The organism is Muribaculum gordoncarteri (genome assembly GCF_004803695.1).
Classification (GTDB): domain Bacteria; phylum Bacteroidota; class Bacteroidia; order Bacteroidales; family Muribaculaceae; genus Muribaculum; species Muribaculum gordoncarteri.
This window is the reverse complement of sequence record NZ_CP039393.1, coordinates 1194270-1218811: the sequence shown is the minus strand read 5'-3', so window position 1 is coordinate 1218811 and position 24542 is coordinate 1194270. Positions and strand designations below refer to the sequence as shown.

The following is a 24542-nucleotide window of genomic DNA, read 5'->3' as shown; positions in this document are numbered from 1 at the left end:
GGGAAACGGGGTCTAATTCTCCTGATTGAAGTACCAAGGATGATTAATCACCTTGGTTATGCCTTTCGACTCGCCGCCACCCAATATTCGACGCGCAAAAAAGAAATTATCCACCGCATCCAGGCGGTTCAATCTCACGCGTCCGGCCGATTCTATGAATATGCCGTCACCTATATAAATACCCACATGGTTAACGCGCCGAGTGACCATATTTCCGAAAAACAGCAAATCGCCCTTCTTTAAGTCATCTTCATTAACCTCAGTGCCGGTCAAAGCCTGTTGCGATGCGTCACGCATCAATATTAAGCCGTTGCGATAGTAACACATCTTAGTCAAGCCCGAACAGTCCATTCCCTTTGACGACAATCCGCCCCATAGATATGGTGTTCCCATCACTGCTGCAGCCGTAGACACCACAAGCGATGCATCGGGATTCTGCCGGCTCCACTTGTCAAGCGACATCACATCCTTTGTGTCGACCCATGCTGTACGCCCGTCGGGAAGCGTCACTTCGGTACGCCGCTTTCCGTTTTTGATGCTTCCTTCCATAATGTCGCCTTGCACCAGGTCACTTACCGTCACGTTATCTTTCTCGCCCGAGTAGGCCTTGACCTCACGATCGCTTACCACTATTACCCTCGGAGCGTCGCGCCACTTTTTCATGTATTCGTCATCGGTCACCGTCAGCGAATTGTCTATCACATATCCCCAATATCCGTCAGGCATTTCCACGAAGTACCAGCCATCGGATATCCTGTCATGCACACGCAACGGCGTACCCATGAGCACCTGTGTCGACAGTTCCGAACTGTGAGAGGGATTGGTGCGCACGTTTGCTACCGAAATATGAGGTAACGCCCAATTCTGAGCCGAAGCCGAGAATGAAGCCAACGTAACGCACAAAGTCAATATACTATTTATTATAGAATTATTCATTGTTTAGCTTCTTTTATGGCAAAGATAGCCCAATTATTTCATTCTGTAAAAAAGTTTACCCACAATCAATCTTTTTCTAATTAATCTTGTTATAATATTATGAATATTTAATTCGCTACTATTATGCATTTAACGCCTAAAGAAATTGACAAATTGATGTTGCTCAATCTCGGAATGATTGCTGAGCGCCGTAAAAACAAAGGACTTAAGCTTAATTATCCGGAAGCTGTTGCATACATCACATCGGCTGCGCTTGAAGAAGCCCGTGCCGGTAAGACGGTTGAGGAAGTGATGGTGGAAGCCTCCAATGTTCTCACTAAAGACGATGTCATGCCCGGCGTAGCCGACATGATTTCCTTGCTTCAGGTTGAGGCTGTGTTTACCGATGGCTCTCGCCTTGTTAGTATTCACCACCCAATCAAGTAATTAACCCTTTAAAACACAAAAAATCATGGCAACAAACAACAATCAGGCTAACGTTGCCGGGCAAATACCCGGTAATCCTCCGTTGAATGCCGAAGGTTACAGCAAGGATAATCCACCCAAAGCAAGTGACACTCCGACTACTATTTATAACGGTGTACCGCCAATCTACGACAAAAAAGAGCCCGGATTTACCCCCACGAAGTATGTACCCGTAGGTGGAGTCGATTTAGCATCGGATCCTATAGAGTATAACACCGACCGCTACACTGTAAAGGTAACAGTACACAACACCGGTGACCGACCCGTTCAGGTTGGCTCACACTTCCATTTCTTTGAAGTGAACCGTTATCTTGAATTTGACCGCCCCAAAGCCTATGGATGTCACTTGAACATTCCGGCTACTACCGCAATCCGTTTTGAACCCGGTGATGAAAAGGAAGTAGAGCTTGTAAGCTACAGTGGAAAGCGCAAAGTGTGGGGCTTCAACGATCTTGCCAACGGTTATACCGGAGGTCAGGATACTCCTACATTCTATCCCAATAAGATTCATGCCATCCGCAAAATGAATGAATATGGATTCAAGAGCGTAAGCGAAGATGAAGCCGATGCGGAATATCAAAAGTAATCACTGTAATTGACTAAAACTATGGCAACTATTTCTCGACAAGAATATAACAATCTTTTCGGTCCTACCGTAGGTGATAAAATCCGACTCGGCAACACTCACCTCTATGTACAGATTGAAAAGGATTTGCGTGTATACGGCGATGAGGTCGTATACGGAGGCGGCAAGACATTGCGCGACGGCATGGGCTTGGCTAACCGCTATTCGGTTAAGGGAGGCTCCCTTGACCTGGTAATCACCAATGTTACGATACTTGACCCTATCCTCGGTGTAGTAAAGGCCGATGTAGGTATTAAGGACGGCAAGATTGCGGGCATAGGAAAGGCCGGTAACCCCGACACTATGGAAGGTGTATCGCCCGACCTCGTTACAGGTCCGTCGACCGACGCTATCTCAGGTGAGCATCTGATCCTTACCGCTGCAGGTATCGACGGTCACGTACACCACATTTCACCTCAGCAGGCTTATAACTGTCTGTCCAACGGTATCACTACACTTATCGGCGGTGGTATCGGCCCGACCGATGGTACCAACGGTACAACCATAACCTCAGGTGTATGGAACATGTACAAGATGCTTGAGTCATTTGAAGGTATTCCTATCAACTACGGATGTCTTGCCAAGGGTAACAGCTCAGTTAAGGAAACTTTGGACGAACAGATTTATGCAGGAAGTTGCGGATACAAAATCCACGAGGACTGGGGTTCGACACCTGCCGCAATACGTGCATGTCTTGATTCAGCCGACCGACTTGATGTTCAGGTAGCAATCCACACCGATACCCTTAACGAATCGGGTTATGTAGAGGATTCTATCGCAGCTATGGACGGCCGTACAATCCACACCTACCACACCGAAGGTGCCGGTGGCGGTCACGCTCCCGACCTTTTGAAGGTGGCTTCGATGGCCAACGTGCTTCCGTCATCGACCAACCCCACTCTTCCTTTCGGTATCAACTCAAAGGCCGAGTTGTTTGACATGATTATGGTATGTCACAACCTTAACCCCAATATCCCGAGCGATGTGGCATTTGCCGAAAGCCGTGTAAGACCCGAAACCCAGTCGGCCGAGAACATTCTCCACGACCTTGGAGTATTGTCGATGGTATCATCCGACTCTCAGGCAATGGGCCGTGTAGGAGAATCGTTTATGCGTACATTCCAGATGGCTTCATACATGAAGGATGTCCGCGGAAAACTTCGTGAGGACAGCGACGAGAACGATAACTTCCGTGTACTGCGTTACCTTGCCAAGATCACCATCAACCCCGCAATCACCTACGGTTGCTCCGACCTGCTCGGAAGCATCGCCAAGGGCAAGATGGCCGACCTCGTTCTTTGGGAACCGGCATTCTTCGGAACAAAACCGAAACTTGTCATCAAGGGCGGTCTTATCAACTGGGCACAAATGGGCGACCCCAATGCTTCGCTCCCGACACCGCAACCGGTCTACATGCGTCCTATGTACGGTGCATTCGGCAAGGCGTTGAAGACTACTTGCGTAAACCTTATGTCACGTGCTTCAATTGATGCAGGCGTACCTGAGAAGCTTGGTCTTGAGCGTATATGCTATCCTGTTCATGGAACACGCCAGATATCCAAGTACGACATGGTTCGTAACACCGCCATGCCTCGCATTGAGATCAATCCTGAAACATTCTATGTATATGTTGACGGAGAACTTGCCTACGTGCCGCCGGCACCGTCGCTTGCACTCTCTCAATTGTACTGGTTCAGCTAAAGATAACACATTGTTTTCTCATAAAAGTCACTGCACGCCCCCACTGAGCGTGCAGTGATGATTTAATCAACGCATAACTCAACTATTTATACCCGACATGAAGATATTCAGCGAAGTAATAGGCAACATCCACGGTGACAAGAATCTTGCCGAAAAGATTGAAAAAGCATCGGTCGAATACCTCGACCTCGATCAATGGACAGCCCAGAAAAGCCGATTCATAGTTACAGGCGACAAAGGCACACAATGTGCAGTGGCGTTGAAGCGCAACACACAGCTCATTGAAGGCGATGTCCTTGAATATGACCCCGACACCAACTCGGCCATCGTGGCACGCATCGAATTGAGTCCGGTGTTTGTCATCGACCTTGCGGCGATCGAAAAAGAAGATAAGCTTAAAATCATACAGACCTGCATCGAGCTCGGTCACGCCATAGGCAACCAGCACTGGCCCGCCGTGATAAAGGGCACCAAAGTCTACATCCCGCTCACCGTCGACAAGAAAGTGATGAAAAGCGTCATGGACACTCACGCAATTCCCGAGGTGACCTACGAGTTCCAGGCCGGAAAAGAGGTGATTCCCTATCTTGCCCCTCATGAGATACGCAATCTCTTCGGCGGCACCGCTCAGGAAAGTCATGCTCATGTTCACGGTGATCCCGGAATGCACGCCCATGTACACACTCATCCCGACGGGACGACACATGTCCATCCCCATGTACATGACGACGAACACCATCACGACCATTAATCAATACTCAATTTGTTTACACCATGAGCGCTTCTTCAATCATATCTTGTATGCGACTACTCGAAATGAGCGACTCGCAATTTCCGGTAGGCAACTTTTCATTCTCCAACGGGCTTGAAACAGCCTCTTACGAGAAAATAGTACATGATGCCGACACGCTGAGCCAGTATGCCCATGCAGCATCGCTCCAATCGGCCTACAGTGACGGAATCGCGGCAATACAGGCCTATCGTGCCATAAGCAACGACGATTACGACCGACTGTTGCTGGCCGACAAGGAGGTGATACTCTGCAAAATGAATGATGAAGCAAGGCAAATGGTATTGCGAATGGGCAAAAAGCTCGCAGAACTCGCTGTACAAATCATGGATTGTTCGACGATGCAACGTTTCCTCGATGATATCCGCAATGAACGCACTGCCGGCACCTACCCCGTGGCACAGGCCATCGCCATGCACTGCGCCGGAATATCGGAGGAGGAGATGTTCACCTCACAGCAATTCGGCGTCATAAACATGATTCTCGGCGCGTCGTTACGTTGTGTGAGAGTGTCGCACTACGACACACAGAAGATTGCCTACAACATGGCTCCGTTGATTGCTCGTGACTATGAAGTTGTGCGCAATCTCGACTTCGAGGACATGAGGGCATTCGTTCCCGGCATGGACATCATGGCGTCACTTCATGAGAAAGGCAACATGCGCATGTTCATGAACTAAACAATGTAACGCGACATTATAATTACATAATCATCCTTATTAACTAAATCAAAAACTATTTATTACATGAGTACTTGTCGAATCGGTATCGGAGGTCCTGTCGGATCAGGCAAAACCGCCCTTATAGAAGCAATAACACCCCATCTTCTCAACGATGGATTCAAGGTGTTGATTATCACTAACGACATAGTAACCACCGAGGATGCCAAGCACGTGCGTCGAATGCTCAAAGGCGTCCTGCTTGAGGATCGCATCATAGGCGTCGAAACCGGAGCATGCCCCCACACCGCCGTTCGCGAGGATCCCTCGATGAACATCGCAGCCGTTGAGGAGATGGAGGCAAAGTTCCCCGACACCGATATAGTTCTTATCGAATCGGGAGGCGACAACCTCACCCTTACGTTCTCGCCGGCATTGGTTGACTTCTTCATCTATGTAATCGATGTAGCGGCAGGCGACAAGATTCCGCGCAAGGACGGCCCCGGCATCTCGCAAAGCGACATTCTCGTAATCAACAAGACCGACCTCGCCCCCTACGTTCATGCGTCACTTGAGGTTATGGACCATGATTCAAAACTGATGCGTCCCGGCAAGCCGTTTGTATTTACCAACTGCATGACAGGCGAAGGCATCGATGAACTCGTTTCGCTTATCAAGGCCATGGCCCTTTTTGACCACGACAAAGCCTGATATAATTTAAAATCGTCCTTAATTATGAAAGATGTAGCAAATGCACCCGAGATAAAGCGTCTTGAATCAATGCGAGAGATGCAGCCCTACAACAACCCTACCCGAGCTATGTTTATCGGCGCTCCGGGCAAGGTGGGCTATCTGCGTCTTGGATTCGAGATCGACGCTTGGGGTAAAAGCATATTACGCGACCATGAGCGCATAGCTCCGCTTATCGTACAGCAGGAGCTATATTGTGATGAAGGCATGCCCGAAATGCCGGTCGTGTATATAATATCATCGGGCGGCCCCAATGTCGACGGCGACCGCTACGAACAGGATATCGAGATGCGTCGAGGCTCTTTTGGCCATGTCACAACAGGAGCAGCGACCAAGATTGCTGAAATGAAGGATAATTTCTCGGCTCTCTATCAAAAAATCACATTAGAGGAGGACAGTTATCTCGAATTCATTCCCGAGCATACAATCCCGTGCAGCAACGCACGCTACATCACCTATACCGACATCGTGTGCCATCCTTCGGCCACCATGTTTTATAGCGAGGTATTCACTTGCGGACGAAAACATCGCGACAACGAGGTGTTCAAGTACGACATTTTGTCGGTAACCTGCAACGCCATGCGTCCCGACGGCACTCGCCTGTTCCGTGAGAAATTCATAATCGACCCTAAGGAATATGATCTGCGCAACCTCGGCATAATGGGACGATACGACATGTTTGCCAATGTAATAGTACTGACACCTCCCGAAAAAGCTCAGGAGATATACGACAAAACCGAAGTCGGATTTCTTGATGACGGAAAGGTGGCGGTGGGTTTGACCCGATTACCAAATGAAGCGGGACTGTTGTATAAGGTCCTCGGATTTGAAACCGGGCCCGTTAAAGACAAAATAAGAAATTTTTGTTCAACAGTTCGTCAAGTCGTAAAAGGCAAGCCATTGCTACCCGATTTCCCTTGGCGATAAATAAATCATAGTTATGGATAACGAATCAACTTCGGGAAACAAGCAGCGTACGCTGATGACCTACATTTCAGGCACACTTAAAGGTGCCGGACAGGTGATGTTTCAAGGTAGTGCCTGGACAGGACTGTTAATAATGGCAGGTATATTCTGGGGATGTTACGGCCCCGACGGTGAACACATGCCTCTTGTGGCATGGGGTGCCCTCGTGGGACTTGTAGTGTCGACAGCCATGGGATATATCTTTGAGTCCAAGAGCGACGGCGACCAGGGACTCTGGGGATTCAACGGCATCCTGGTGGGATGTGCGGTATTTACATTCCTCGGCAACACCGTGTGGGCATGGTTGGCCTTGATTTTCGGCTCGGCAATGACTGTTGTAGCCCGCCGAGGCTTCAACAATGTATTTGCACCGTTTAACACCACATCCTACACATTCCCGTTTATCGTCGTTTCATGGTTCATCCTGCTGTCGGGACGACTCATGGGCCAATTGCCTCCCGTAGGCGAAGCCGTGGCTGAATTTCCCACCAACGTTACATCGCCCGACCTCACCTATACATTTGCCGACCTTGTAATCTATTGGCTTAAGGGTATCTCCCAGGTATTCCTTGTAAACTCATGGGTTACCGGAATATTCTTCCTCGTAGGATTGGCACTGTGCAGCCGTTGGGCCGCATTCTGGGCCGCATTGTCATCGGCTGTGGCACTCTTTGTCGCAATCGTGTTCAATGCCGAGCACGCAGGTATCATCAACGGTCTTTACGGTTTCTCGCCCGTGCTTACCGGTATCGCACTCGGATGCACATTCTACAAGCCCAATGTAAAGTCGTTCTTCTACGCTCTCGCAGGCGTGGTGTTCACCGTATTCGTACAGGTGGGTATGGATGCATTCTTCGCTCCCGTGGGACTTGCCACACTGACAGCTCCGTTCTGTGTCGCCACATGGATGTTCATGCTGCCTATGTACAAGCTGCGCATGTCACGCCAGAAGAGTTCTCACTGATAAACCACACCTGACATGAAACGCATCGTATTGCTAAGACACGGACAAAGCCAGTGGAATCTGGAGAACAGATTCACCGGGTGGACCGATGTCGAACTTACCGACAAAGGACGCGAAGAGGCACGTAACGCAGGCAAGAAACTCCGTGAAGCCGGAATAATGCCGCAATTCTTCTTCACTTCCTACCTGAAACGTGCAATCCACACCTTGCAGATTGCCGCCGACGAACTCGACCTTGCATGGGTTCCCGTAATCAAGGACTGGCATCTTAACGAACGCCATTACGGCGCTCTTCAGGGACTCAACAAGGCCGAAACGGCTAAAGAGTATGGCGAAGAACAGGTACACATCTGGCGCAGAAGCTATGCCACCGCTCCCCCGCCCCTGACGCTCGACGACCCGAGATATCCCGGTAATGAGGAGCGTTATTCCACACTGGCCTACGAAGAGCTTCCTCTAACCGAATCGCTAAAGGACACCATCGAGCGTGTAAATCCATGCTGGGAGGAGAGAATAACTCCGAAACTCCATCTTTACAACACCGTACTCGTGGCGGCTCACGGCAACAGTTTGCGGGCACTTGCAATGATGTTGCTGCACCTGACGCCTGATGAGATAATGAAAGTAGAGATTCCTACCGGTGCCCCGTGGATATTTGAACTCGACGACCGGTTCAGCGTCTTGAAGGAGTACTACATTTAGAATTTTACACCACAAGGCTTCCATTGATATAAATCAGTTGCACGGTATCATTCACGATACCGTGCTTTTTATTTGATTTTGTTTTGAATATATTGTCTAAATACATATATTTGTAATCTACACAATCATTAATACATCCTAAATATGGCAAACAAAGAATTTGAATACCATGGACCTATTGTCAATGGATTCGTCATGCTTTTCATCCAGCTGTTGATAATGGCCGGCATCGTGTTGCTCATCATCGATGCCTCTACAATGGCCGTGGTAACAGCAATAGTGCTCGGTATCTTATGGGTCATCATGACCTGCGGATACGTAATGCTGGAGCCTAACGAATCATTCGTGCTGATATTCTTCGGCAACTACTCGGGAACATTCCGCCGCACAGGCTATCACTGGATAAATCCTTTCATGACCAAGCGCAAGATATCGTTGCGCATCCGTAACCTTGATATAGAGCCTATAAAAGTCAATGACAAAGTGGGCAATCCCATTTTGATAGGACTTGTGCTCGTGTGGCGCATAAAGGACACCTATAAAGCAGTGTTTGATCTCGACTCACAGTCACGCGGCAACAACGTGCACAACCTCGCATTCCAGACATTCGTGTCAATCCAGAGTGATGCCGCCCTTCGAGAGGTTGCCGGAAAATATGCCTACGATGACGAGAACGACAACGAGCATCTGTTGACACTCCGTTCAGGAGGCGAAGAGATAAACGAGCAGCTCGAACACAAGCTGAATGAGCGCCTTGCCATGGCCGGTATGGAAGTTGTGGAGGCCCGCATCAACTATCTTGCCTACGCTCCCGAAATTGCAGCGGTGATGCTTCGACGCCAGCAAGCCTCGGCAATCATTACCGCACGCGAAAAGATTGTAGAGGGTGCCGTCACGATGGTGAAACTCGCTCTCGATCGTCTTGAGAAGGAAGAGGTTGTAAAGCTTGACAATGAGCGCAAGGCAGCCATGATCGGTAATCTGCTTGTCGTTCTGTGTGCCGACGATGCTGCTCAGCCCGTTGTGAACACCTCAGCCAACTGAAAAACTGCAACGCAAAGCGTTAGAGCCGGTTCGACAATAAATGTTAATGGCTCTTAACCTTTTTGCATTCAGGAACGTTGTTATGTCATAGACTTGACAATACGACCGGAGCAGGTCGATAAACTCTGCATGACATATATGACGGAAAACAGAATCAGGCCCATAGACGACATTCGCATAGAGCTCTATGATGACAATGGCATGGTTGATGCCTATCAAGGTTCAGGTTATCACACAGTCGATGAAGCCATACGTAACGCATTTGACGGCGTGCGTAGTGAAATGAATATCGAAGACTACGTATTCAAGGTTATAAACCTAACGACAGGCACTTCGGCGCGTTACCGAATAAATGCAGGAGGAAATGTAAAGATACTTCCTGAAATGTGACTAAAACAATAATCCCGGAATCATCCGGGATTATTTGTTTATGATAGAATGACATCACAATTATTGCTCGATTCATCCTTTATTCTTAAATTTGCAGAATACCAGATATACCACCAAAACCAGTATTTACTCATGAACAAATCATTAATCTATTATGCTTTGGTTGCTTGTACGCTCATGTCACAGAACAAAGCTGTGGCCGACGACAATGCACCACGCCGTCCACAATTTGATGCAACGCATCCCGATGTGCACGATCCTGTAATGGCCAAGGGAGAGGACGGCCGTTATTATATCTTCGCAACCGGAATGGGTGTCGGAGTCATGTCGAGCGATGACATGAAGGAGTGGAAAATAGAGCCGTCAGTGTTTAAAGAAGCTCCCGCATGGGCTGTCGACACTGTAAAGGGCTATCATGGTCACACATGGGCTCCCGACATAAGCCGCCACAACAATGAATGGCACCTCTACTACTCCTGCTCTACATTCGGCAAGAACGGCAGCGCAATCGGACATGCAGTCAACAGGACACTTGACCCATCTTCACCCGATTTCAAGTGGATTGACAAGGGAATGGTCATAGCGTCACATCGCAAACAGGATAATTGGAACGCCATCGACCCCAACCTTATAGTTGACGACAACGGCACTCCTTATCTCACATTCGGCTCATTCTGGGACGGCATACAGCTTGTAAAGCTCTCAAAAGACGACTTTACCACTCCGGTAAACAAGCCGGTAACAATAGCTCGACGACTCAATCGTGCCGTCACTGTCGAGGAGATGAACAACCCCGAAAATTTCACCACCGAGGGAAATAACGTGATCGAAGCCGGCGAAAACGCCATTGAAGCTCCGTTCATATTCAAGCACGGCGACTATTACTACCTATTTGTAAGCTTCGACTACTGCTGCCGAGGACAAAATTCGACCTACAAGACCGTCTACGGACGCTCCAAGAACATCGAAGGTCCCTATATCGACAAGGAGGGCAAGCGCATGGAACTCGGAGGAGGCTCCTATCTCTATGGCCCCGATGACACATACTTCGGAGTAGGACACTGTGCAGCCTATGAATTTGACGGTCAACCCTACTTCATCTCACATGCCTATGAGAAGGATCAGAACGGAAGAGCAAAACTCTTCATCCGTCCTCTTGCATTTGACAAGGAAGGCTGGATTGTGACAAAGTAATACGTTACAGCCATAATCGATAAAAATAAGCCGCTCGGGATATTCCCGAACGGCTTACTTTTATAAAAGCCACATCAAAGGATGCGATGAAACTCCGAATGACAGGATTTGAGTGCTCGCCAACCTTTGTAATCCGCCTGGGTTATTAGCCTCCGCTCCAAGGAGCGGATGGGGCCCGCCATTAGTCGGCTAAGCTTGTCTCGGTATTTCATTTGTAATTGATGAGTTTCCCAATCTACTTTGATGTGGTATAAGTTTATTTCAATCAATCTCGGACTCTCTTGCCCTTTGTCTTATAACACAAAGATAAGCGATATTGTTGAATATTCCAAACTTTTTAAGTCATAAAAACGGTGATGCAAATTATTGCGCGATATTGCTTGCAACATGAATTTTATTCGCTATATTTGTGTTTTTGGCTTAATAGCTTATTGTAATTTTAACCTTTAAATTATCAAAATGAATCTGTTCCTTAACATAATCTGGATTGTTTTCGGAGGCTTTGTGATTGCTATCGAATATATTGTGTCGAGCGTAGCCATGATGTTGACAATTATCGGCATCCCGTTCGGACTTCAGACACTTAAACTTGCGCTTGTGGCACTGACTCCTTTCGGAACCAGAGTCGAATCATCGCCTACTTCCAACGGCTGCATAAGTCTTCTCATGAATGTTATATGGTGGTTTGTGGGCGGCATTCCCATTGCATTGACTCACCTCGGATTCGGCCTGCTGTTTTGCATAACGATAATAGGCATACCGTTTGGTATCCAGCACTTCAAGCTTGCAGGACTCGCATTCACTCCGTTCGGAAAGACAATAATCAACTATTAGAGCCGGCTCTTAATCACGCTCGTTGAAAGCGTTGTAGCGAATGTGATTCAACGCTCTCATCACATTGCACAGTATTCGGCTCCAATAGGACTGGAAGTCATCCTTGACGGCAATCAATGCCTGATCAATCAATTCATTGGGCACATCCTTTATCGCCTCAAGGAAATTGTAGAGTACTTGGAATATATCGGCAAGACCTTCCGAAACCGATGCCGCGATAGGCGTGTCGGAATACTTCATATCCTCTTCAAAAACTTCAAGATAGGTGTCATCGGGTCCGAGAAGATTCTCGATGCTTCGTCTTATTGAATCATAATAATCCTCATCAAGTCGACCGTCGATATAAGGCTCCTCCAGACCCAAATCATCTATCTTGAGGTCGCTTGCCGTGATGTAGATGCGAGGGAGCAACCGCAACATGGCGGCGATGAAATCGTCACACTCCGTTTCACGAGCCGATTCAAGAGTCTGGCAATATTCATTGCACAGCCCTATGAAGGCAAGAGAATTATTATTCAATACCGTACTGCTTTCCATCATTTTTGTAGAGTTTGTTTCGTTCTATATATTCATATACCTGCGGAGGCATAAAAAAGTTCATGTCACGCCCCTCGGCTATGCATTCTCTTATGAATGTCGATGAAATATCCACCATCGGAGCATCTACAACCGTCACGTTATCGGGAACAATGTCGGGTAACGGATAATCGCGACGCGGATATACGATAAGTCCGTATCGCTCGATAAGAGCTTCGCTATCGCGCCATTCGGGGAAACGCGGCCAGTTGTCGCTGCCTATTATTATACGGAAATCGCAATCGGGATACATCGATTCGAGTTTCTCCATGGTGTTTATCGTGTAGGACGGCTGAGGCAAGGACAACTCCACGTCACACACCTTAACCGTAGTTGAGCCGTTGACAGCCTTGTCGAGCATTGCCAGACGATGACGGTCGTCAAGCAGCTCCGATTGTTCCTTAAATGGATTCTGCGGCGATAGGTTCAACCACACCTCGTCGACCGGTCCGAACTGAGCTATATATGATGCAAGCATCAGGTGCCCGTTATGCACAGGATTGAACGAACCGCCCAATATGCCTATAACACGACGAGTCACTTTGCAAGGAATTCGGCTATTACATCATGAGTTTCATCGATGGCAGTAGCCAGCTCATCGTTGACCACCTTGGCATCATATCGCGGAGCAAACGTGAGCTCATAAGCGGCCTTGGCGACACGTTCGTCGATGACCTCGGGAGCATCGGTGGCACGTGATTCAAGACGACGACGCAACTCCTCTATCGACGGAGGCATGATGAACAGCGACAAAGCGCGGTCGCCGTATATCGACTTCACGTTCATCGCGCCCTTGACATCTATATCGAGCACTACATTGTGTCCTCCTGCAATGATTCGGTCGATTTCGCTCTTCAATGTTCCGTAATATCGTCCGGCATATACCTCCTCCCACTCCACGAAGTGACCGAGGTTTATGCGATTGCGAAACTCCTCCTCGGTAAGGAAGTAGTAGTTCACGCCGTGAACCTCACCTTCACGAGGCTGTCGGCTCGTCGCCGATATTGAGAACTGCATGTCGATGTCGCCACGCTCAAGCAGGGCGTTTATGATTGTCGACTTGCCACATCCCGAAGGAGCTGAAACGATTATGATCTTACCGTCCATGTCGTAATCGATTACATCACGTTAAGTACCTGTTCCTTTATCTGTTCAAGTTCGTCCTTCATCTTTACGACGATCTTCTGAAGCTCGGCATGATTGGATTTTGAGCCGAGAGTATTTATCTCTCGTCCCATCTCCTGACTGATGAATCCGAGTTTCTTTCCTTGACCGTTGCCATGCTCCATCGTTTCCATGAAGTAATTAAGATGCTGGGCAAGGCGCTGTTTCTCTTCGTTTATGTCAAGCTTCTCGATATAGAAAATCATCTCTTGTTCCAATCGGTTCTTGTCGAATGTCACGGAATCGATTTTTGACAGGTTCTCCTCAATGCGTGCGCGTATCTTCACGACACGCTCTTTTTCGTAGGGGTCGACCGATGACAACAGCTCGCGTATGTTGCTGATTTTCTTGGTAAAGAACTCTTCAAGTTTTTTGCCCTCCTTGGCTCGGAACTGCATAAGTCCGTCAATGGCCTCACGGGTTGCGTTGAACAACGCTTCCGACTCCTCGTCGGTCAAAGCCGCAGGAAGCTCGCTCTTGACCGTTTCAGGGAAACGCAAAAGCACGCCGTACCAGTCATCGGGCCAAGGTATACCGAGCTGACGCGCCATCTCTTCGACCTGAGCCTTGTATGCAGCCATAAGAGGAATGTTCAATGACACGGTGGTTTCCGCGCCTATTGATTCCGAATATATCTGGAAATCAACCTTTCCACGCTCGACAACAGAGGCTATCAGGTTGCGCAGTTCCAGCTCCTTTTCCCGGAATATTGCCGGAACTCGCGCTGATATATCCAGCTGCTTGCTGTTTAACGACTTGATTTCAACTGTGATTTTCTTGTTAGGGATTGTGACAACCGATTTGCCAAATCCTGTCATCGATAATAACATACTCTAATATATTTTCCACAAATTTACAAATAATCCCCGTATTAGCAGAATAAATCGTACCTTTGTAAGTAAATTTTTCTTTCAGACAATGGCAGCCATAATAAATATTGAAACTTCAACCGATGTGTGTTCGGTTGCTCTCACCTACAACGGACTCGTTGTCATGCAGCGTGACGATGAGTCGGGACATAATCATGCAACCATGCTGAGCGGCTTCATAAAGGACGCTCTCGACCAGGCAAAGTTCAACGACATAAAGCTTGAGGCGATTGCCGTGAGCATCGGTCCGGGCAGCTATACGGGATTGCGCATCGGTCTTTCCGAAGCCAAAGGTCTTGCCTACGCGCTCGATTTGCCTCTTATCGGCGTAAGCACTTTGCAGCTGTTGACTGCCGATGTCATGTTCCGTGAATTTTACGACGAGAACGCGGTAGTTTGACAGTTGCATTTTCATGAATCTTTTTTGCTGGCACGCTTGCACGTGTCAAATTTTATTACTATCTTTGTAGCACTGTGTAGCAATCAACGGCAGGGCGGCATAATATGAAGCTGAAAATAACCAAGACAAAAAAGACTTCCATCCTTTATGTACAGAAGGCATACAGGGACAAGAACGGCAAAAGTACCTCAAGAATCCATGAGCGCCTTGGAACGCTTGAGGAAGTTCGTCAGAGATGCGGAGACAGAGATCCTGTTGAATGGGCCAGGGAATATATCGCCAGGCTTACGGCACAGGAGAAGGAGGGCCGGCAGGTGATAATATCACGTCTGTCGCCCACAAAGCTTATTGAAAAAGGCGAGGCTCAGAGTTGCGAGAGCGGATATCTGTTTCTTAAACGGCTGTACCATAAGGTCGGGATGGACAGGATATGCGAGGCAATCTCACGTAAACATAAGTTCGACTTCGATTTCAACAAAGTTCTGGAGCTGATGGTCTACGAACGGCTTTTGAGACCGGCTTCAAAACTAGGTAATTATCGCAGGAGCGGAAGCTATATCGAGCCTTTTGATATAGAAAAACAGCATATCTACAGGAGTCTGGATATCCTGGACAGACACGGTGAATACATCCAGAAGAGACTTTTCCTTAATTCGTCAAAGGTTGTCGAACGGGATACGACCGTCATGTACTATGACTGCACCAACTATTTTTTCGAGAGAGAATCTGCCGATCCGGACTATGTGACAGACAAAAAAGGGAACGTTCATGAACGTATACGCAAGTACGGAGTCTCCAAGGAACATCGACCGAACCCCATCGTACAGATGGGTATGTTCATCGACAACTCCGGCATGCCGGTTGCGATGTGCATCAATCCCGGCAATGCCAACGAACAGACTACCTTGATTCCAACTGAAAAGATTATAGTTGAGAAGATGGGGGTCAGCAAGATTGTAGTCTGTACAGACGGAGGTCTCTCTTCTGAAGGCAACCGGTCATATAACTCCACAGCAGAAAGATCATTCATAACGGTGCAGTCAATAAAGAAACTGGAGGATAATCTCAGGGACTGGTGTCTGGAACCGACAGGATGGAAACTTGTAAAGTCCGACACGGTACAAAAAGACAAGCGGTACCGGGATGCAGACGAGGATGAACTGGAGTTTGACCTGACTGATGCCGATACTGCCCGTTATTACGGAGACCGCACTTTTTATCGCGAGCGTTGGATTGTCAATGAAAAGACAAAGTTCTCTCAAAGATTGATTGTGACATTTTCATACAAATACCGCGACTACCTCCGATTCCTGCGTCAACGCGAGATTGACAAGGCTGACAGCAATGCACGTGGAAACAGGACATTGACCAAATCTTATAAGAGCCCTGACAGGTTCCTTTCCGAGACCTACGCCACAGAAGACGGCGAGGTTGCGGTATTCAGAACCGTCTCCCTGAATCTTGACGCCATATCAGAAGAAGAAAAATATGACGGCTTCTATGCGATATGTACGGATCTGTCTGACAATGTGACGAAAATCATCGAACTGAACCATAACCGCTGGGAGTCGGAGGATGCCTTCAGGGTCATCAAGACTGACTTCAAGGGTCGACCCGTCTTCGTCTGGACGGCGGAACACATAAGGGCCCACTTCATTGTCTGCTTTATCACACTACTGCTCTTCAGAATAATGGAAAAGGAACTGAACTATAAATACACATCCTCCGCTATAATTGAGAAACTACGGTCAATGACTATGAACATAGTCAAGGGAGAAGGCTACAAGCCTAACTTCACACGGGATGATCTTACCGATGACCTACATGCCAAAGCCGGCTTCAGACTCGACACCGAGATTGTTACTCGTCAGAAAATCAAACAGATTATTGCTAATATTAAAAAAGGTTAAATATAGATAACCCCATTCCAGTGCTACATATATAGACCCTTTTGCACATGGCTTCACGCCAATGTACAAAAGGGTTTGCTCGTTTTTGGACTGTAAAAGATGGGAAATTTACAAATAATCCCCGTATTAGCAGAATAAATCGTACCTTTGTAAGTAAATTTTTCTTTCAGACAATGGCAGCCATAATAAATATTGAAACTTCAACCGATGTGTGTTCGGTTGCTCTCACCTACAACGGACTCGTTGTCATGCAGCGTGACGATGAGTCGGGACATAATCATGCAACCATGCTGAGCGGCTTCATAAAGGACGCTCTCGACCAGGCAAAGTTCAACGACATAAAGCTTGAGGCGATTGCCGTGAGCATCGGTCCGGGCAGCTATACGGGATTGCGCATCGGTCTTTCCGAAGCCAAAGGTCTTGCCTACGCGCTCGATTTGCCTCTTATCGGCGTAAGCACTTTGCAGCTGTTGACTGCCGATGTCATGTTCCGTGAATTTTACGACGAGAACGTTATGTTTGCTCCCATGATCGATGCCCGTCGAATGGAGGTCTATACAGCAGTCTACGACTACGCTCTTGAGGCACTCATGTCGCCCCGTCCGTTGATTCTCGACAATGACAGCTATATTGAATATCTAAATCGCGGTCCCGTGGTATTTTTCGGCAACGGAAGCGACAAAGCGCGTGATGTAATCAACCACCCCAATGCCTCCTTTGTCAAGGGAGTAAAACCTCTCGCATCATCAATGATGGCTCTAGCCGACAGGGCTTTCATGCGCAGCGACTTCCTTGATCTCGCCTATTCCACCCCTGAATATCTGAAGGAATTTCAGGCGACCGTGCCAAAATCAAAATTAGGCTTGTAATAAAATCATTCATCAATGAAAGTTACCGAACTAATCGCGTCACATGGTAAGACGGGATTCTCCTTTGAAGTGCTTCCGCCCTTGAAAGGCAAAGGCATAGCACAACTGTTTCGCAACATCGACATTCTCAAGGAGTTCAACCCTCTGTTTATAAACATAACCACCCACCGCAGCGAGATGGTATATAAAAATACGCCCGACGGACTCTACCAGAAAGTCAGCGAGCGAAGCCGTCCCGGGACTGTGGCTGTGGCCGCGGCCATACAACAGAAATACAACATACCGGCCGTACCCCACATTATATGCAGCGGATTTTCCAAAATCGAAACCGAATATGCCTTGATTGACCTTAATTTTCTCGGCATAACCAATATATTGATTCTCCGTGGCGACAAGGCCAAGCATGAAAGCCGCTTCATTCCCAATGAAAACGGATATTCCCACGCATCGGAGTTGCAGCTTCAGATAAATGAATTCAACCGTGGCTATTTCATCGACGGAACCAAAATGGACATCATAACCGGCGAAACATTCAGTTACGGCGTGGCCGGCTATCCCGAAAAGCATGACGAGTCGCCCAATCTCGACATGGATATAGCCTATCTGAAACAGAAGATCGACAACGGAGCCGAATATGTGGTGACGCAAATGTTTTTCGATAACTCAAAGTATTACGACTTTGTCGACCGCTGTCGCAAAGCCGGAATAAACGTGCCCATAATCCCGGGACTGCGTCCCATCACCACAATCGGGCAGCTCAACATCCTTCCCAAGGTATTCCATGTCGACATGCCCATGCAACTTGTGTCGGAACTTATGAAATGCAAGGACGACAACGATGCCAAGGAAGTAGGTGTGGAATGGTGCAAGGCCCAGTGCCTCGACTTAATGGCTCACGGCGTTCCGAGCATCCATTTCTACTCGCTCAACTCGACCCGAAGCGTGGAGCGCGTGGCAGCTTCCATATATTAACCGATCTCTCCTAACGATACCAACGATGAAATTCAGCGACATACCGTCACACGAATCAGCAAAGCAACGCCTTCGCGACATGATTGACAACAATCGCATACCTCACGCACTGCTCCTTGAAGGCCCTGCGGGAATAGGTAAGTTTGCGTTGGCACGTGCTGCCGCACAATACATACACTGCGAAAACCGCATCGACGGTGACAGTTGCGGAAAGTGTGCCGCTTGCCTGCAACATCAGTCATTCAACCACATCGACACTCACTTCGTATTTCCTGTCGTAAAGCGCAAAAACAGCAGCGGAGCCGTAGTTTCGGACGACTACATAGGCGAATGGCGTGATTTCCTGCGTGACAATCCCTACATGGATTTCCAGCAATGGCTTGTGTCGCTCGACTCGCCCAATGCACAGCCCGCCATCTATGTAAGCGAAAGTGAGCAACTTGTCCACAAGTTGAGCTTCACGGCTCACAGGGCACGCTACAAGGTAGTGCTGCTGTGGTTGCCTGAACGACTCAATGTCGACGCTTCCAACAAGCTGCTGAAGCAAATCGAAGAGCCGTTTGGCGATACTCTCTTCATCATGGTCAGCAATAATGCCAAAGCGATACTCCCCACGATATATTCACGCACACAGCGAATAGAGCTTAAGCGCCTGCCCGACGATGTGATAGCCAACAGCCTCATAACGCGTTACTCAATCGATGAAACCGATGCAATGGCTCTCGCCCACAATGCCGAAGGCAACATGATAAAGGCAATCAACAGCATAAGCCTAAGCAAGGAGAGTCATCGGTTCCTTGAACTCTTCATGGAACTCATGCGCCAATCCTATCAGCGCCATGTCAAGGAGCTTAAAGCATGGGCCACCGATGTAGCATCGCTCGGTCGCGAACAGGAGTTGCGGTTTTTGGACTATTGCCAACGGCTTATACGCGAGAATTTCATTTACAATCTCAACGTTCCGCAGCTCAACTATCTGAATCGCGAGGAGGCCTCATTCAGCAAGAATTTCGCCCGGTTCATCAACGAGCGCAATGTAATCGACATTGTGACTGAACTTGACAACGCCTCCAAGGACATTGCCGGAAACGGCAACGGCAAGATTGTGATGTTTGACCTTGCCATAAAGATGATTCTGCTGCTTAAACGTTGAGCCTCGACCCCAAAATGCAATCGTTCCTGAGTAAAATAGCACAAGTGTATTGCGCCCGCGAAAGTGACGCAATGCTCGACTATTGCTTCATATTTCCCAATAAGCGTAGCGGTACATTCTTTCGCAAATTCCTGACCGAGCACACCCCTGCCGGACAACCGATGATTGAACCTGAAGTAACGACAATCAGTGATTTCATCGCCGAATTTTCCGATAAGATAGAGGCGTCACGTTACGACCTCCTCTTCACGCTCTACAATGAATACAACCGGCTGACCGATGAGATTGAGGATTTTGACCGTTTCGTGTTCTGGGGCGATATGCTCATCAATGATTTCAACGATGTTGACAAATACATGGTCGACGCACACGAGCTGTTTGCCAATGTCAAGCATCTCAAAGAGATAAACTCCGACTATCTAACCGATGAGCAAAAGCAGATAATAAACGAATATTGGGGTGAAAACCTGCCTCTCGGTTCAAGCGAACGATTCTGGACTCATGTCACAAATGACGGAGAGCCTCACAAGAATCGTGACGATTTCATGAAGCTGTGGCAGGTGCTGGCTCCGCTTTACGACAACTTCCGGACAAGCCTTGCCAATCGCGGACTATGCTATTCAGGTATGCAATATCGTGAAGCCGCCGATAATCTCAAGCACCTTACCCGCGACGACATCCCCTACTCCCGTGTAGTCATCGTGGGATTCAATGTTCTGTCGATTGCTGAGGTAAAAATATTCGAGCGCCTGCGGAATCTCGGAATCGCCGATTTCTATTGGGACCTTAACTTCCCCGAATTCATCCGCGAAACCAACTCAGCGGTACACTTCGTAAAAAAATACATCAAGAAATTCCCGTCACGCTACGACCTGAATCAGGAGCCAGTCACGACACTGCCCGAAATAGAGATCGTCGGTGTTCCGTCAAATGTGGGTCAGGTGAAGCTCATTGGGCGTATGCTTGAACACATGGCTGCCGATGGCACAGTGTCAAATCCCGCCAACGCTATCGACACCGCCGTTGTGCTGCCTTCGGAGGAGCTGTTTATCGAGTTGCTGCACTCATTGCCTCCGGTTTACACCTCAGTCAACATCACCATGGGTTATCCTTTAAAACTTACTCCCATGGCGGCATTGTTGCGCAACATCGTGTCGATGCACCTGCGCGCCAAGAAAATACGCGGCGAATGGTGTTTTTTCCATGAGGACATAAAAGATGTCATATCTCACTCCCTCCTGACAGCGATAGCCGGCAAGAGTTGTGAGGCGATAAAGGAGTATCTGAATGTCAATCGACTGTTTACAGCACCGGCAAAGGACATCAGAGAGCGTTTCCCCGAACTGTCGACAATATTTTATCCTGTCGATGACCTGAAAGAGGCCGGTAAAGTGTTTGAATACACATTGTCATTGATTCAGTTTATCGATGATGGACTACAGCATACAGCCGACGACAAGGAGCGGCATGCACTCGAGCACGGATTCCTGACACGTTACAGGCAATCGGTGGAACAACTCGCACGAGTTGCCGCAAAATACAACATAACGATGAAGGAGAACACATTCTTTCATCTGATTGAAAGGACAGTTTCGGGGGAAAGTGTAAACTTCATAGGAGAACCGTTGAACGGACTGCAAATCATGGGTGTACTCGAAACCCGTGCACTTGACTTTGACAACATCATAATTCCGTCGATGAACGAGCGCATATTTCCGCGCAAGCACTATACACGATCGTTCATTCCCGATCTGTTGAGGCGATGCTACGGCATGGCCACCATCGAGTTTCAGGAGTGCATATACTCCTACTACTTCTATCGCTTGATTTCGAGAGCGTCGCACGTAACGTTGTTATATGACGCACGCACAACCGGAGCCCGCAGCAGCGAAATGTCACGCTACCTGTATCAGCTCCTTTATCTATATCCCGACGGGAATGTGCGTCATCGCAACGCATTTTTCGACATACCCGCCACTGGCAGGAACAAACCGCTTGAGATAAAGAAGTCACCTGACATAATGAGCCGTATCAACCGATACCTCGCGTCAAGCGATGAAAAGCGTTACCTGTCGCCGTCATCAATAAACTGCTACATAAACTGTCCCCTGCAATTCTATCTGCAATATGTGTGTGACCTCTACATTGATGACGATATCGTCGACTATATGGATGAAAGCACGTTGGGAACCATAGTCCATCGTGTAGCCGAGTTGTCGTATAAGCGCTGTCGAGGCGACAAACCGGAAATAAAAATCACTTCCGAGCTGCTGGATTCGCTCATGAACGAGAAGGTGGAGCTCGAAAGGCTCATAACACGCTCAATCAACGAAGTTTACAACAAACTCCCCAACAGCTCGCCGAATCCCGATTCGGAATATGTCAATGACACGCCGTTATTCGGTCAGGCACTGGTTATAGGCCGCACAATAGTGCATTTCATGAAGAAACTGTTTGAACTTGAAAAACAGTGGACTCCATTCTACTTTGTGGAGGGAGAAAAGAAATATCGTTGCGCCTATAAGCTGAATGATGAAGTAACCGTAAATCTCACATCAACTATCGACCGTATCGACCGAATCGTCGACAACAATATAGAACGGGTGCGCATAGTGGACTATAAAACCGGCGGCGACAATACCGATGTCAAGGATTTCGTGAATCTGTTTGAAAAAACCGACAGCAACAAACGCGCAAAAGCTGTGCTCCAGCTATTCATCTACAGCAATGTCTACGCGATAAAAAACAATTACCACGGGCCTTTGCAACCGATGCTCTATTGCTTCCGACAATTCAGCATCAACGGCATCCAACCGGTAAAGATAGCGAAAGAGCCGTTGACCGACTACCTGATTTACAACGACGAGTTCAAGAAGAGATTGTCAGCGAAACTGAGCGACCTGTTCAATCCCGAAATTCCATTCACCCCCAATCCGCATAGTGACACCTGCAAGTATTGCAAGTTCAAGCTTATATGCGGACAAGCAGTAGAAAACTGATGGCCGGACTATACATACACATTCCCTACTGCCACTCAAAGTGCAGTTATTGCGACTTCTGTTCGACACCCAATATAGAAACTGTCGAAAACTATGTCACAGCCCTCATCGGAGAATACCGATTGCGCAAGGATGAAGTCAACGAGCCGTTGAGCACTGTATATATAGGCGGAGGCACACCTTCAATACTACCCGTGACGACATTGTCAAGGCTGGTTGAATCGTTAGGCCATCCGGTATTGGAAGAGTTCACCATTGAAGCCAATCCCGAGGATGTAACTCCTGAATGGGTCGACGCAATAACCCGCATGGGCATAAACCGCGTAAGCATAGGGATTCAATCGCTTGTCGACAGCGAGCTTAAAGCAATAAACCGACGACACTCGGCGGCCCGAGCCGAGGAGGCATTGATGACACTGAAGTCAGGAGGTATAACCGAAATAAGCGGCGACCTGATATACGGGCTTCCCGGACAATCGCTTGAATCGTGGAACTACTCACTCAACAAGCTCATCGGTTACGGACTGACTCACATATCGGCCTACAATCTGTCATACGAACCCGGCACACGACTCTACGCGCAGCTTATAAGCGGCAAGGTAAACGAAGCCTCCGATGAAACAATCGAGTCGATGTATGCCCTGTTAACCGACTCACTCCGTAAAAACGGATATGAGCACTATGAAATTTCCAACTTTGCCAAGCCGGGCCATCGCGCACGCCACAACAGCAACTATTGGAATATGACCCCCTACATAGGGGTGGGCGTATCGGCCCACAGCTTTGATGGAAAGATAAGACGCGCCAACGGCAACCGCATAAAAGATTATATAAAGTCGATCAACAGCACAAACACATACTATGAAGTCGAAGAAGAGTCGCCCGAAAACATATTAAATGACTATATAATAACGGCATTGCGTACCCGCGAGGGAATCAACCTCAACGATATGCGACTGCGTTTCGGCTCCGATACCGTAGAAAACCTGCTGTCATCGGCAAAGCGGTACATCGCCGGCGGTCGGCTCATAAAAACCGATGAATCGTTAAGCTTGTCGGAAACGGCAATATTGATATCCGATTCAATATTCCGCGACCTCATAGTCTAATCATGGTGATAGGGCTCGCCACGCAATATCGTCATGGCACGATAGGTCTGCTCAACGAAAAACAAGCGCACCATTTCATGCGAAAATGTCATCTTGGACAATGAAATCTTATCATCGGCCCTCTCATACATTGCAGGAGAAAATCCGTATGGGCCGCCGACGACAAACACAAGCCGCTTTGACACGGTAACGCTTTTGCGGTCGATATACGATGCAAATTCACGTGAAGTCATCTCCTTTCCCCGTTCATCCAAAAGCACCAGCACATCACCGGGAGTCAATGCATTAAGGAAAAGCTCGCCCTCCTTCTCCTTCTGCTTCTCCTCGGTCATTGCCTTGGTCGACTTGATGTCGGGAATATATCGGATGTCAAACGGCATATAATAATTGGTCCTTTTGACATAATTGTCAATGCCTTCCTGCAAATAACGCGCCGAAGTCTTGCCTATAACCATCAGTTCTATTTTCATGTCATGGAGTGTTTATACCGCAAAATTACAA

General features: G+C 48.0%; 26 protein-coding genes. 20 read left to right on the top strand and 6 right to left on the bottom strand.

The genetic code is table 11. The features are described from left to right. Window positions 1-12: 12 nt before the first annotated feature. Window positions 13-936 (bottom strand): C40 family peptidase, encoded by a 924-nt coding sequence (locus E7746_RS05320; protein ID WP_123396654.1) that lies wholly within the window; start codon window positions 934-936, stop codon window positions 13-15. Window positions 937-1059: 123 nt separating this feature from the next. On the opposite strand from E7746_RS05320, the gene E7746_RS05315 reads away from it, so the two are divergent. From E7746_RS05315 to E7746_RS05255, 13 genes are all read left to right on the top strand, one after another. Beyond that, window positions 1060-1362 (top strand): urease subunit gamma, encoded by a 303-nt coding sequence (locus tag E7746_RS05315; RefSeq protein ID WP_123396653.1) that lies wholly within the window; start codon window positions 1060-1062, stop codon window positions 1360-1362. A 25-nt stretch (window positions 1363-1387) separates the two neighbouring features. After that, complete coding sequence (locus tag E7746_RS15420; protein ID WP_123396652.1) at window positions 1388-1987, top strand: urease subunit beta; 600 nt, start codon at window positions 1388-1390, stop codon at window positions 1985-1987. Between the two features lie 21 nt (window positions 1988-2008). Continuing rightward, window positions 2009-3727, top strand: a complete 1719-nt coding sequence (locus tag E7746_RS05305; protein WP_123396651.1) for an urease subunit alpha — start codon at window positions 2009-2011, stop codon at window positions 3725-3727. A gap of 97 nt (window positions 3728-3824) precedes the next feature. Next, window positions 3825-4478, top strand: coding sequence for an urease accessory protein UreE (gene ureE / locus E7746_RS05300; RefSeq protein ID WP_123396650.1), 654 nt, complete (start codon window positions 3825-3827; stop codon window positions 4476-4478). A 50-nt stretch (window positions 4479-4528) separates the two neighbouring features. Further along, window positions 4529-5197, top strand: coding sequence for an urease accessory protein UreF (locus E7746_RS05295; RefSeq protein ID WP_238337340.1), 669 nt, complete (start codon window positions 4529-4531; stop codon window positions 5195-5197). A 66-nt stretch (window positions 5198-5263) separates the two neighbouring features. Then, on the top strand, window positions 5264-5887 hold the full coding sequence (gene ureG / locus E7746_RS05290) for an urease accessory protein UreG (RefSeq protein ID WP_123396648.1): 624 nt from the start codon (window positions 5264-5266) through the stop codon (window positions 5885-5887). A 24-nt stretch (window positions 5888-5911) separates the two neighbouring features. Beyond that, window positions 5912-6853, top strand: coding sequence for an urease accessory protein UreD (locus tag E7746_RS05285; RefSeq protein ID WP_123396647.1), 942 nt, complete (start codon window positions 5912-5914; stop codon window positions 6851-6853). 13 nt (window positions 6854-6866) lie between these two features. Beyond that, window positions 6867-7856, top strand: a complete 990-nt coding sequence (locus tag E7746_RS05280; protein ID WP_136410088.1) for an urea transporter — start codon at window positions 6867-6869, stop codon at window positions 7854-7856. 15 nt (window positions 7857-7871) lie between these two features. Then, complete coding sequence (gene gpmA / locus E7746_RS05275) at window positions 7872-8558, top strand: 2,3-diphosphoglycerate-dependent phosphoglycerate mutase (RefSeq protein WP_136410087.1); 687 nt, start codon at window positions 7872-7874, stop codon at window positions 8556-8558. A gap of 144 nt (window positions 8559-8702) precedes the next feature. Continuing rightward, entirely contained in the window at window positions 8703-9602 is a 900-nt protein-coding gene (locus E7746_RS05270; RefSeq protein ID WP_136410086.1) for an SPFH domain-containing protein, read from the top strand. A 138-nt stretch (window positions 9603-9740) separates the two neighbouring features. Then, window positions 9741-9992: a hypothetical protein gene (locus E7746_RS05265; RefSeq protein WP_136410085.1), complete on the top strand. Its 252-nt coding sequence runs from the start codon at window positions 9741-9743 to the stop codon at window positions 9990-9992. Window positions 9993-10124: 132 nt separating this feature from the next. Beyond that, complete coding sequence (locus E7746_RS05260) at window positions 10125-11186, top strand: family 43 glycosylhydrolase (protein WP_238337339.1); 1062 nt, start codon at window positions 10125-10127, stop codon at window positions 11184-11186. A 459-nt stretch (window positions 11187-11645) separates the two neighbouring features. Further along, window positions 11646-12020 carry a YccF domain-containing protein gene (locus E7746_RS05255; protein ID WP_123396642.1) on the top strand — a complete coding sequence of 125 codons (375 nt, stop codon included), beginning with the start codon at window positions 11646-11648 and terminating at the stop codon, window positions 12018-12020. 9 nt (window positions 12021-12029) lie between these two features. On the opposite strand, the gene E7746_RS05250 is transcribed toward E7746_RS05255, so the two are convergent. Genes E7746_RS05250 through E7746_RS05235 form a run of 4 tightly spaced genes read right to left on the bottom strand, consistent with a single transcriptional unit; the run spans window position 12030 to window position 14590 of the window. Further along, the gene (locus E7746_RS05250; protein ID WP_136410084.1) at window positions 12030-12560 is read right to left on the bottom strand and encodes a DUF5063 domain-containing protein; all 531 of its coding nucleotides are present in this window, start codon (window positions 12558-12560) and stop codon (window positions 12030-12032) included. Continuing rightward, complete coding sequence (nadD, locus tag E7746_RS05245) at window positions 12532-13137, bottom strand: nicotinate (nicotinamide) nucleotide adenylyltransferase (protein ID WP_136410083.1); 606 nt, start codon at window positions 13135-13137, stop codon at window positions 12532-12534. Before nadD ends, E7746_RS05250 begins: the two co-directional genes overlap by 29 nt. Beyond that, window positions 13134-13703, bottom strand: coding sequence for a guanylate kinase (gene gmk / locus E7746_RS05240; protein ID WP_136410082.1), 570 nt, complete (start codon window positions 13701-13703; stop codon window positions 13134-13136). Before gmk ends, nadD begins: the two co-directional genes overlap by 4 nt. A gap of 11 nt (window positions 13704-13714) precedes the next feature. Beyond that, window positions 13715-14590 carry a YicC/YloC family endoribonuclease gene (locus E7746_RS05235; RefSeq protein WP_136410081.1) on the bottom strand — a complete coding sequence of 292 codons (876 nt, stop codon included), beginning with the start codon at window positions 14588-14590 and terminating at the stop codon, window positions 13715-13717. An 88-nt stretch (window positions 14591-14678) separates the two neighbouring features. Here E7746_RS05235 and tsaB (E7746_RS05230) point away from each other — a divergent pair, with 88 nt between their 5' ends. The 7 genes from tsaB (E7746_RS05230) to hemW all read left to right on the top strand — a co-directional run bounded on the left by tsaB (E7746_RS05230) (window position 14679) and on the right by hemW (window position 24041). Beyond that, window positions 14679-15029 (top strand): tRNA (adenosine(37)-N6)-threonylcarbamoyltransferase complex dimerization subunit type 1 TsaB, encoded by a 351-nt coding sequence (gene tsaB, locus E7746_RS05230; protein ID WP_136410080.1) that lies wholly within the window; start codon window positions 14679-14681, stop codon window positions 15027-15029. Window positions 15030-15133: 104 nt separating this feature from the next. Then, window positions 15134-16939, top strand: coding sequence for an IS1634 family transposase (locus E7746_RS05225; protein ID WP_107681949.1), 1806 nt, complete (start codon window positions 15134-15136; stop codon window positions 16937-16939). Window positions 16940-17112: 173 nt separating this feature from the next. After that, a complete protein-coding gene (gene tsaB, locus E7746_RS05220) occupies window positions 17113-17808 on the top strand; it encodes a tRNA (adenosine(37)-N6)-threonylcarbamoyltransferase complex dimerization subunit type 1 TsaB (protein WP_123396637.1) in 696 nt (231 codons plus the stop codon). 15 nt (window positions 17809-17823) lie between these two features. After that, complete coding sequence (gene metF, locus E7746_RS05215) at window positions 17824-18780, top strand: methylenetetrahydrofolate reductase [NAD(P)H] (RefSeq protein WP_136410079.1); 957 nt, start codon at window positions 17824-17826, stop codon at window positions 18778-18780. A gap of 25 nt (window positions 18781-18805) precedes the next feature. Continuing rightward, complete coding sequence (locus tag E7746_RS05210; protein ID WP_136410078.1) at window positions 18806-19933, top strand: DNA polymerase III subunit; 1128 nt, start codon at window positions 18806-18808, stop codon at window positions 19931-19933. Between the two features lie 14 nt (window positions 19934-19947). Beyond that, window positions 19948-22932, top strand: a complete 2985-nt coding sequence (locus E7746_RS05205) for a PD-(D/E)XK nuclease family protein (protein WP_136410077.1) — start codon at window positions 19948-19950, stop codon at window positions 22930-22932. Continuing rightward, window positions 22932-24041 (top strand): radical SAM family heme chaperone HemW, encoded by a 1110-nt coding sequence (gene hemW, locus E7746_RS05200; RefSeq protein WP_238337338.1) that lies wholly within the window; start codon window positions 22932-22934, stop codon window positions 24039-24041. Before E7746_RS05205 ends, hemW begins: the two co-directional genes overlap by 1 nt. On the opposite strand, the gene rlmH is transcribed toward hemW, so the two are convergent. Next, window positions 24038-24511, bottom strand: coding sequence for a 23S rRNA (pseudouridine(1915)-N(3))-methyltransferase RlmH (rlmH, locus tag E7746_RS05195; protein WP_123396632.1), 474 nt, complete (start codon window positions 24509-24511; stop codon window positions 24038-24040). The genes hemW and rlmH overlap by 4 nt on opposite strands. Between the last annotated feature and the right edge of the window lie 31 nt (window positions 24512-24542).

Bases quoted from the DNA above. Each gene is read 5' to 3' on its own strand.
- E7746_RS05320 (WP_123396654.1), bottom strand. From the start codon at position 936: ATGAATAATTCTATAATAAATAGTATATTGACTTTGTGCGTTACGTTG.
- E7746_RS05315 (WP_123396653.1), top strand. From the start codon at position 1,060: ATGCATTTAACGCCTAAAGAAATTGACAAATTGATGTTGCTCAATCTC.
- E7746_RS15420 (WP_123396652.1), top strand. From the start codon at position 1,388: ATGGCAACAAACAACAATCAGGCTAACGTTGCCGGGCAAATACCCGGT.
- E7746_RS05305 (WP_123396651.1), top strand. From the start codon at position 2,009: ATGGCAACTATTTCTCGACAAGAATATAACAATCTTTTCGGTCCTACC.
- ureE (WP_123396650.1), top strand. From the start codon at position 3,825: ATGAAGATATTCAGCGAAGTAATAGGCAACATCCACGGTGACAAGAAT.
- E7746_RS05295 (WP_238337340.1), top strand. From the start codon at position 4,529: ATGCGACTACTCGAAATGAGCGACTCGCAATTTCCGGTAGGCAACTTT.
- ureG (WP_123396648.1), top strand. From the start codon at position 5,264: ATGAGTACTTGTCGAATCGGTATCGGAGGTCCTGTCGGATCAGGCAAA.
- E7746_RS05285 (WP_123396647.1), top strand. From the start codon at position 5,912: ATGAAAGATGTAGCAAATGCACCCGAGATAAAGCGTCTTGAATCAATG.
- E7746_RS05280 (WP_136410088.1), top strand. From the start codon at position 6,867: ATGGATAACGAATCAACTTCGGGAAACAAGCAGCGTACGCTGATGACC.
- gpmA (WP_136410087.1), top strand. From the start codon at position 7,872: ATGAAACGCATCGTATTGCTAAGACACGGACAAAGCCAGTGGAATCTG.
- E7746_RS05270 (WP_136410086.1), top strand. From the start codon at position 8,703: ATGGCAAACAAAGAATTTGAATACCATGGACCTATTGTCAATGGATTC.
- E7746_RS05265 (WP_136410085.1), top strand. From the start codon at position 9,741: ATGACGGAAAACAGAATCAGGCCCATAGACGACATTCGCATAGAGCTC.
- E7746_RS05260 (WP_238337339.1), top strand. From the start codon at position 10,125: ATGAACAAATCATTAATCTATTATGCTTTGGTTGCTTGTACGCTCATG.
- E7746_RS05255 (WP_123396642.1), top strand. From the start codon at position 11,646: ATGAATCTGTTCCTTAACATAATCTGGATTGTTTTCGGAGGCTTTGTG.
- E7746_RS05250 (WP_136410084.1), bottom strand. From the start codon at position 12,560: ATGATGGAAAGCAGTACGGTATTGAATAATAATTCTCTTGCCTTCATA.
- gmk (WP_136410082.1), bottom strand. From the start codon at position 13,703: ATGGACGGTAAGATCATAATCGTTTCAGCTCCTTCGGGATGTGGCAAG.
- E7746_RS05235 (WP_136410081.1), bottom strand. From the start codon at position 14,590: ATGTTATTATCGATGACAGGATTTGGCAAATCGGTTGTCACAATCCCT.
- tsaB (WP_136410080.1), top strand. From the start codon at position 14,679: ATGGCAGCCATAATAAATATTGAAACTTCAACCGATGTGTGTTCGGTT.
- E7746_RS05225 (WP_107681949.1), top strand. From the start codon at position 15,134: ATGAAGCTGAAAATAACCAAGACAAAAAAGACTTCCATCCTTTATGTA.
- tsaB (WP_123396637.1), top strand. From the start codon at position 17,113: ATGGCAGCCATAATAAATATTGAAACTTCAACCGATGTGTGTTCGGTT.
- metF (WP_136410079.1), top strand. From the start codon at position 17,824: ATGAAAGTTACCGAACTAATCGCGTCACATGGTAAGACGGGATTCTCC.
- E7746_RS05210 (WP_136410078.1), top strand. From the start codon at position 18,806: ATGAAATTCAGCGACATACCGTCACACGAATCAGCAAAGCAACGCCTT.
- E7746_RS05205 (WP_136410077.1), top strand. From the start codon at position 19,948: ATGCAATCGTTCCTGAGTAAAATAGCACAAGTGTATTGCGCCCGCGAA.
- hemW (WP_238337338.1), top strand. From the start codon at position 22,932: ATGGCCGGACTATACATACACATTCCCTACTGCCACTCAAAGTGCAGT.
- rlmH (WP_123396632.1), bottom strand. From the start codon at position 24,511: ATGAAAATAGAACTGATGGTTATAGGCAAGACTTCGGCGCGTTATTTG.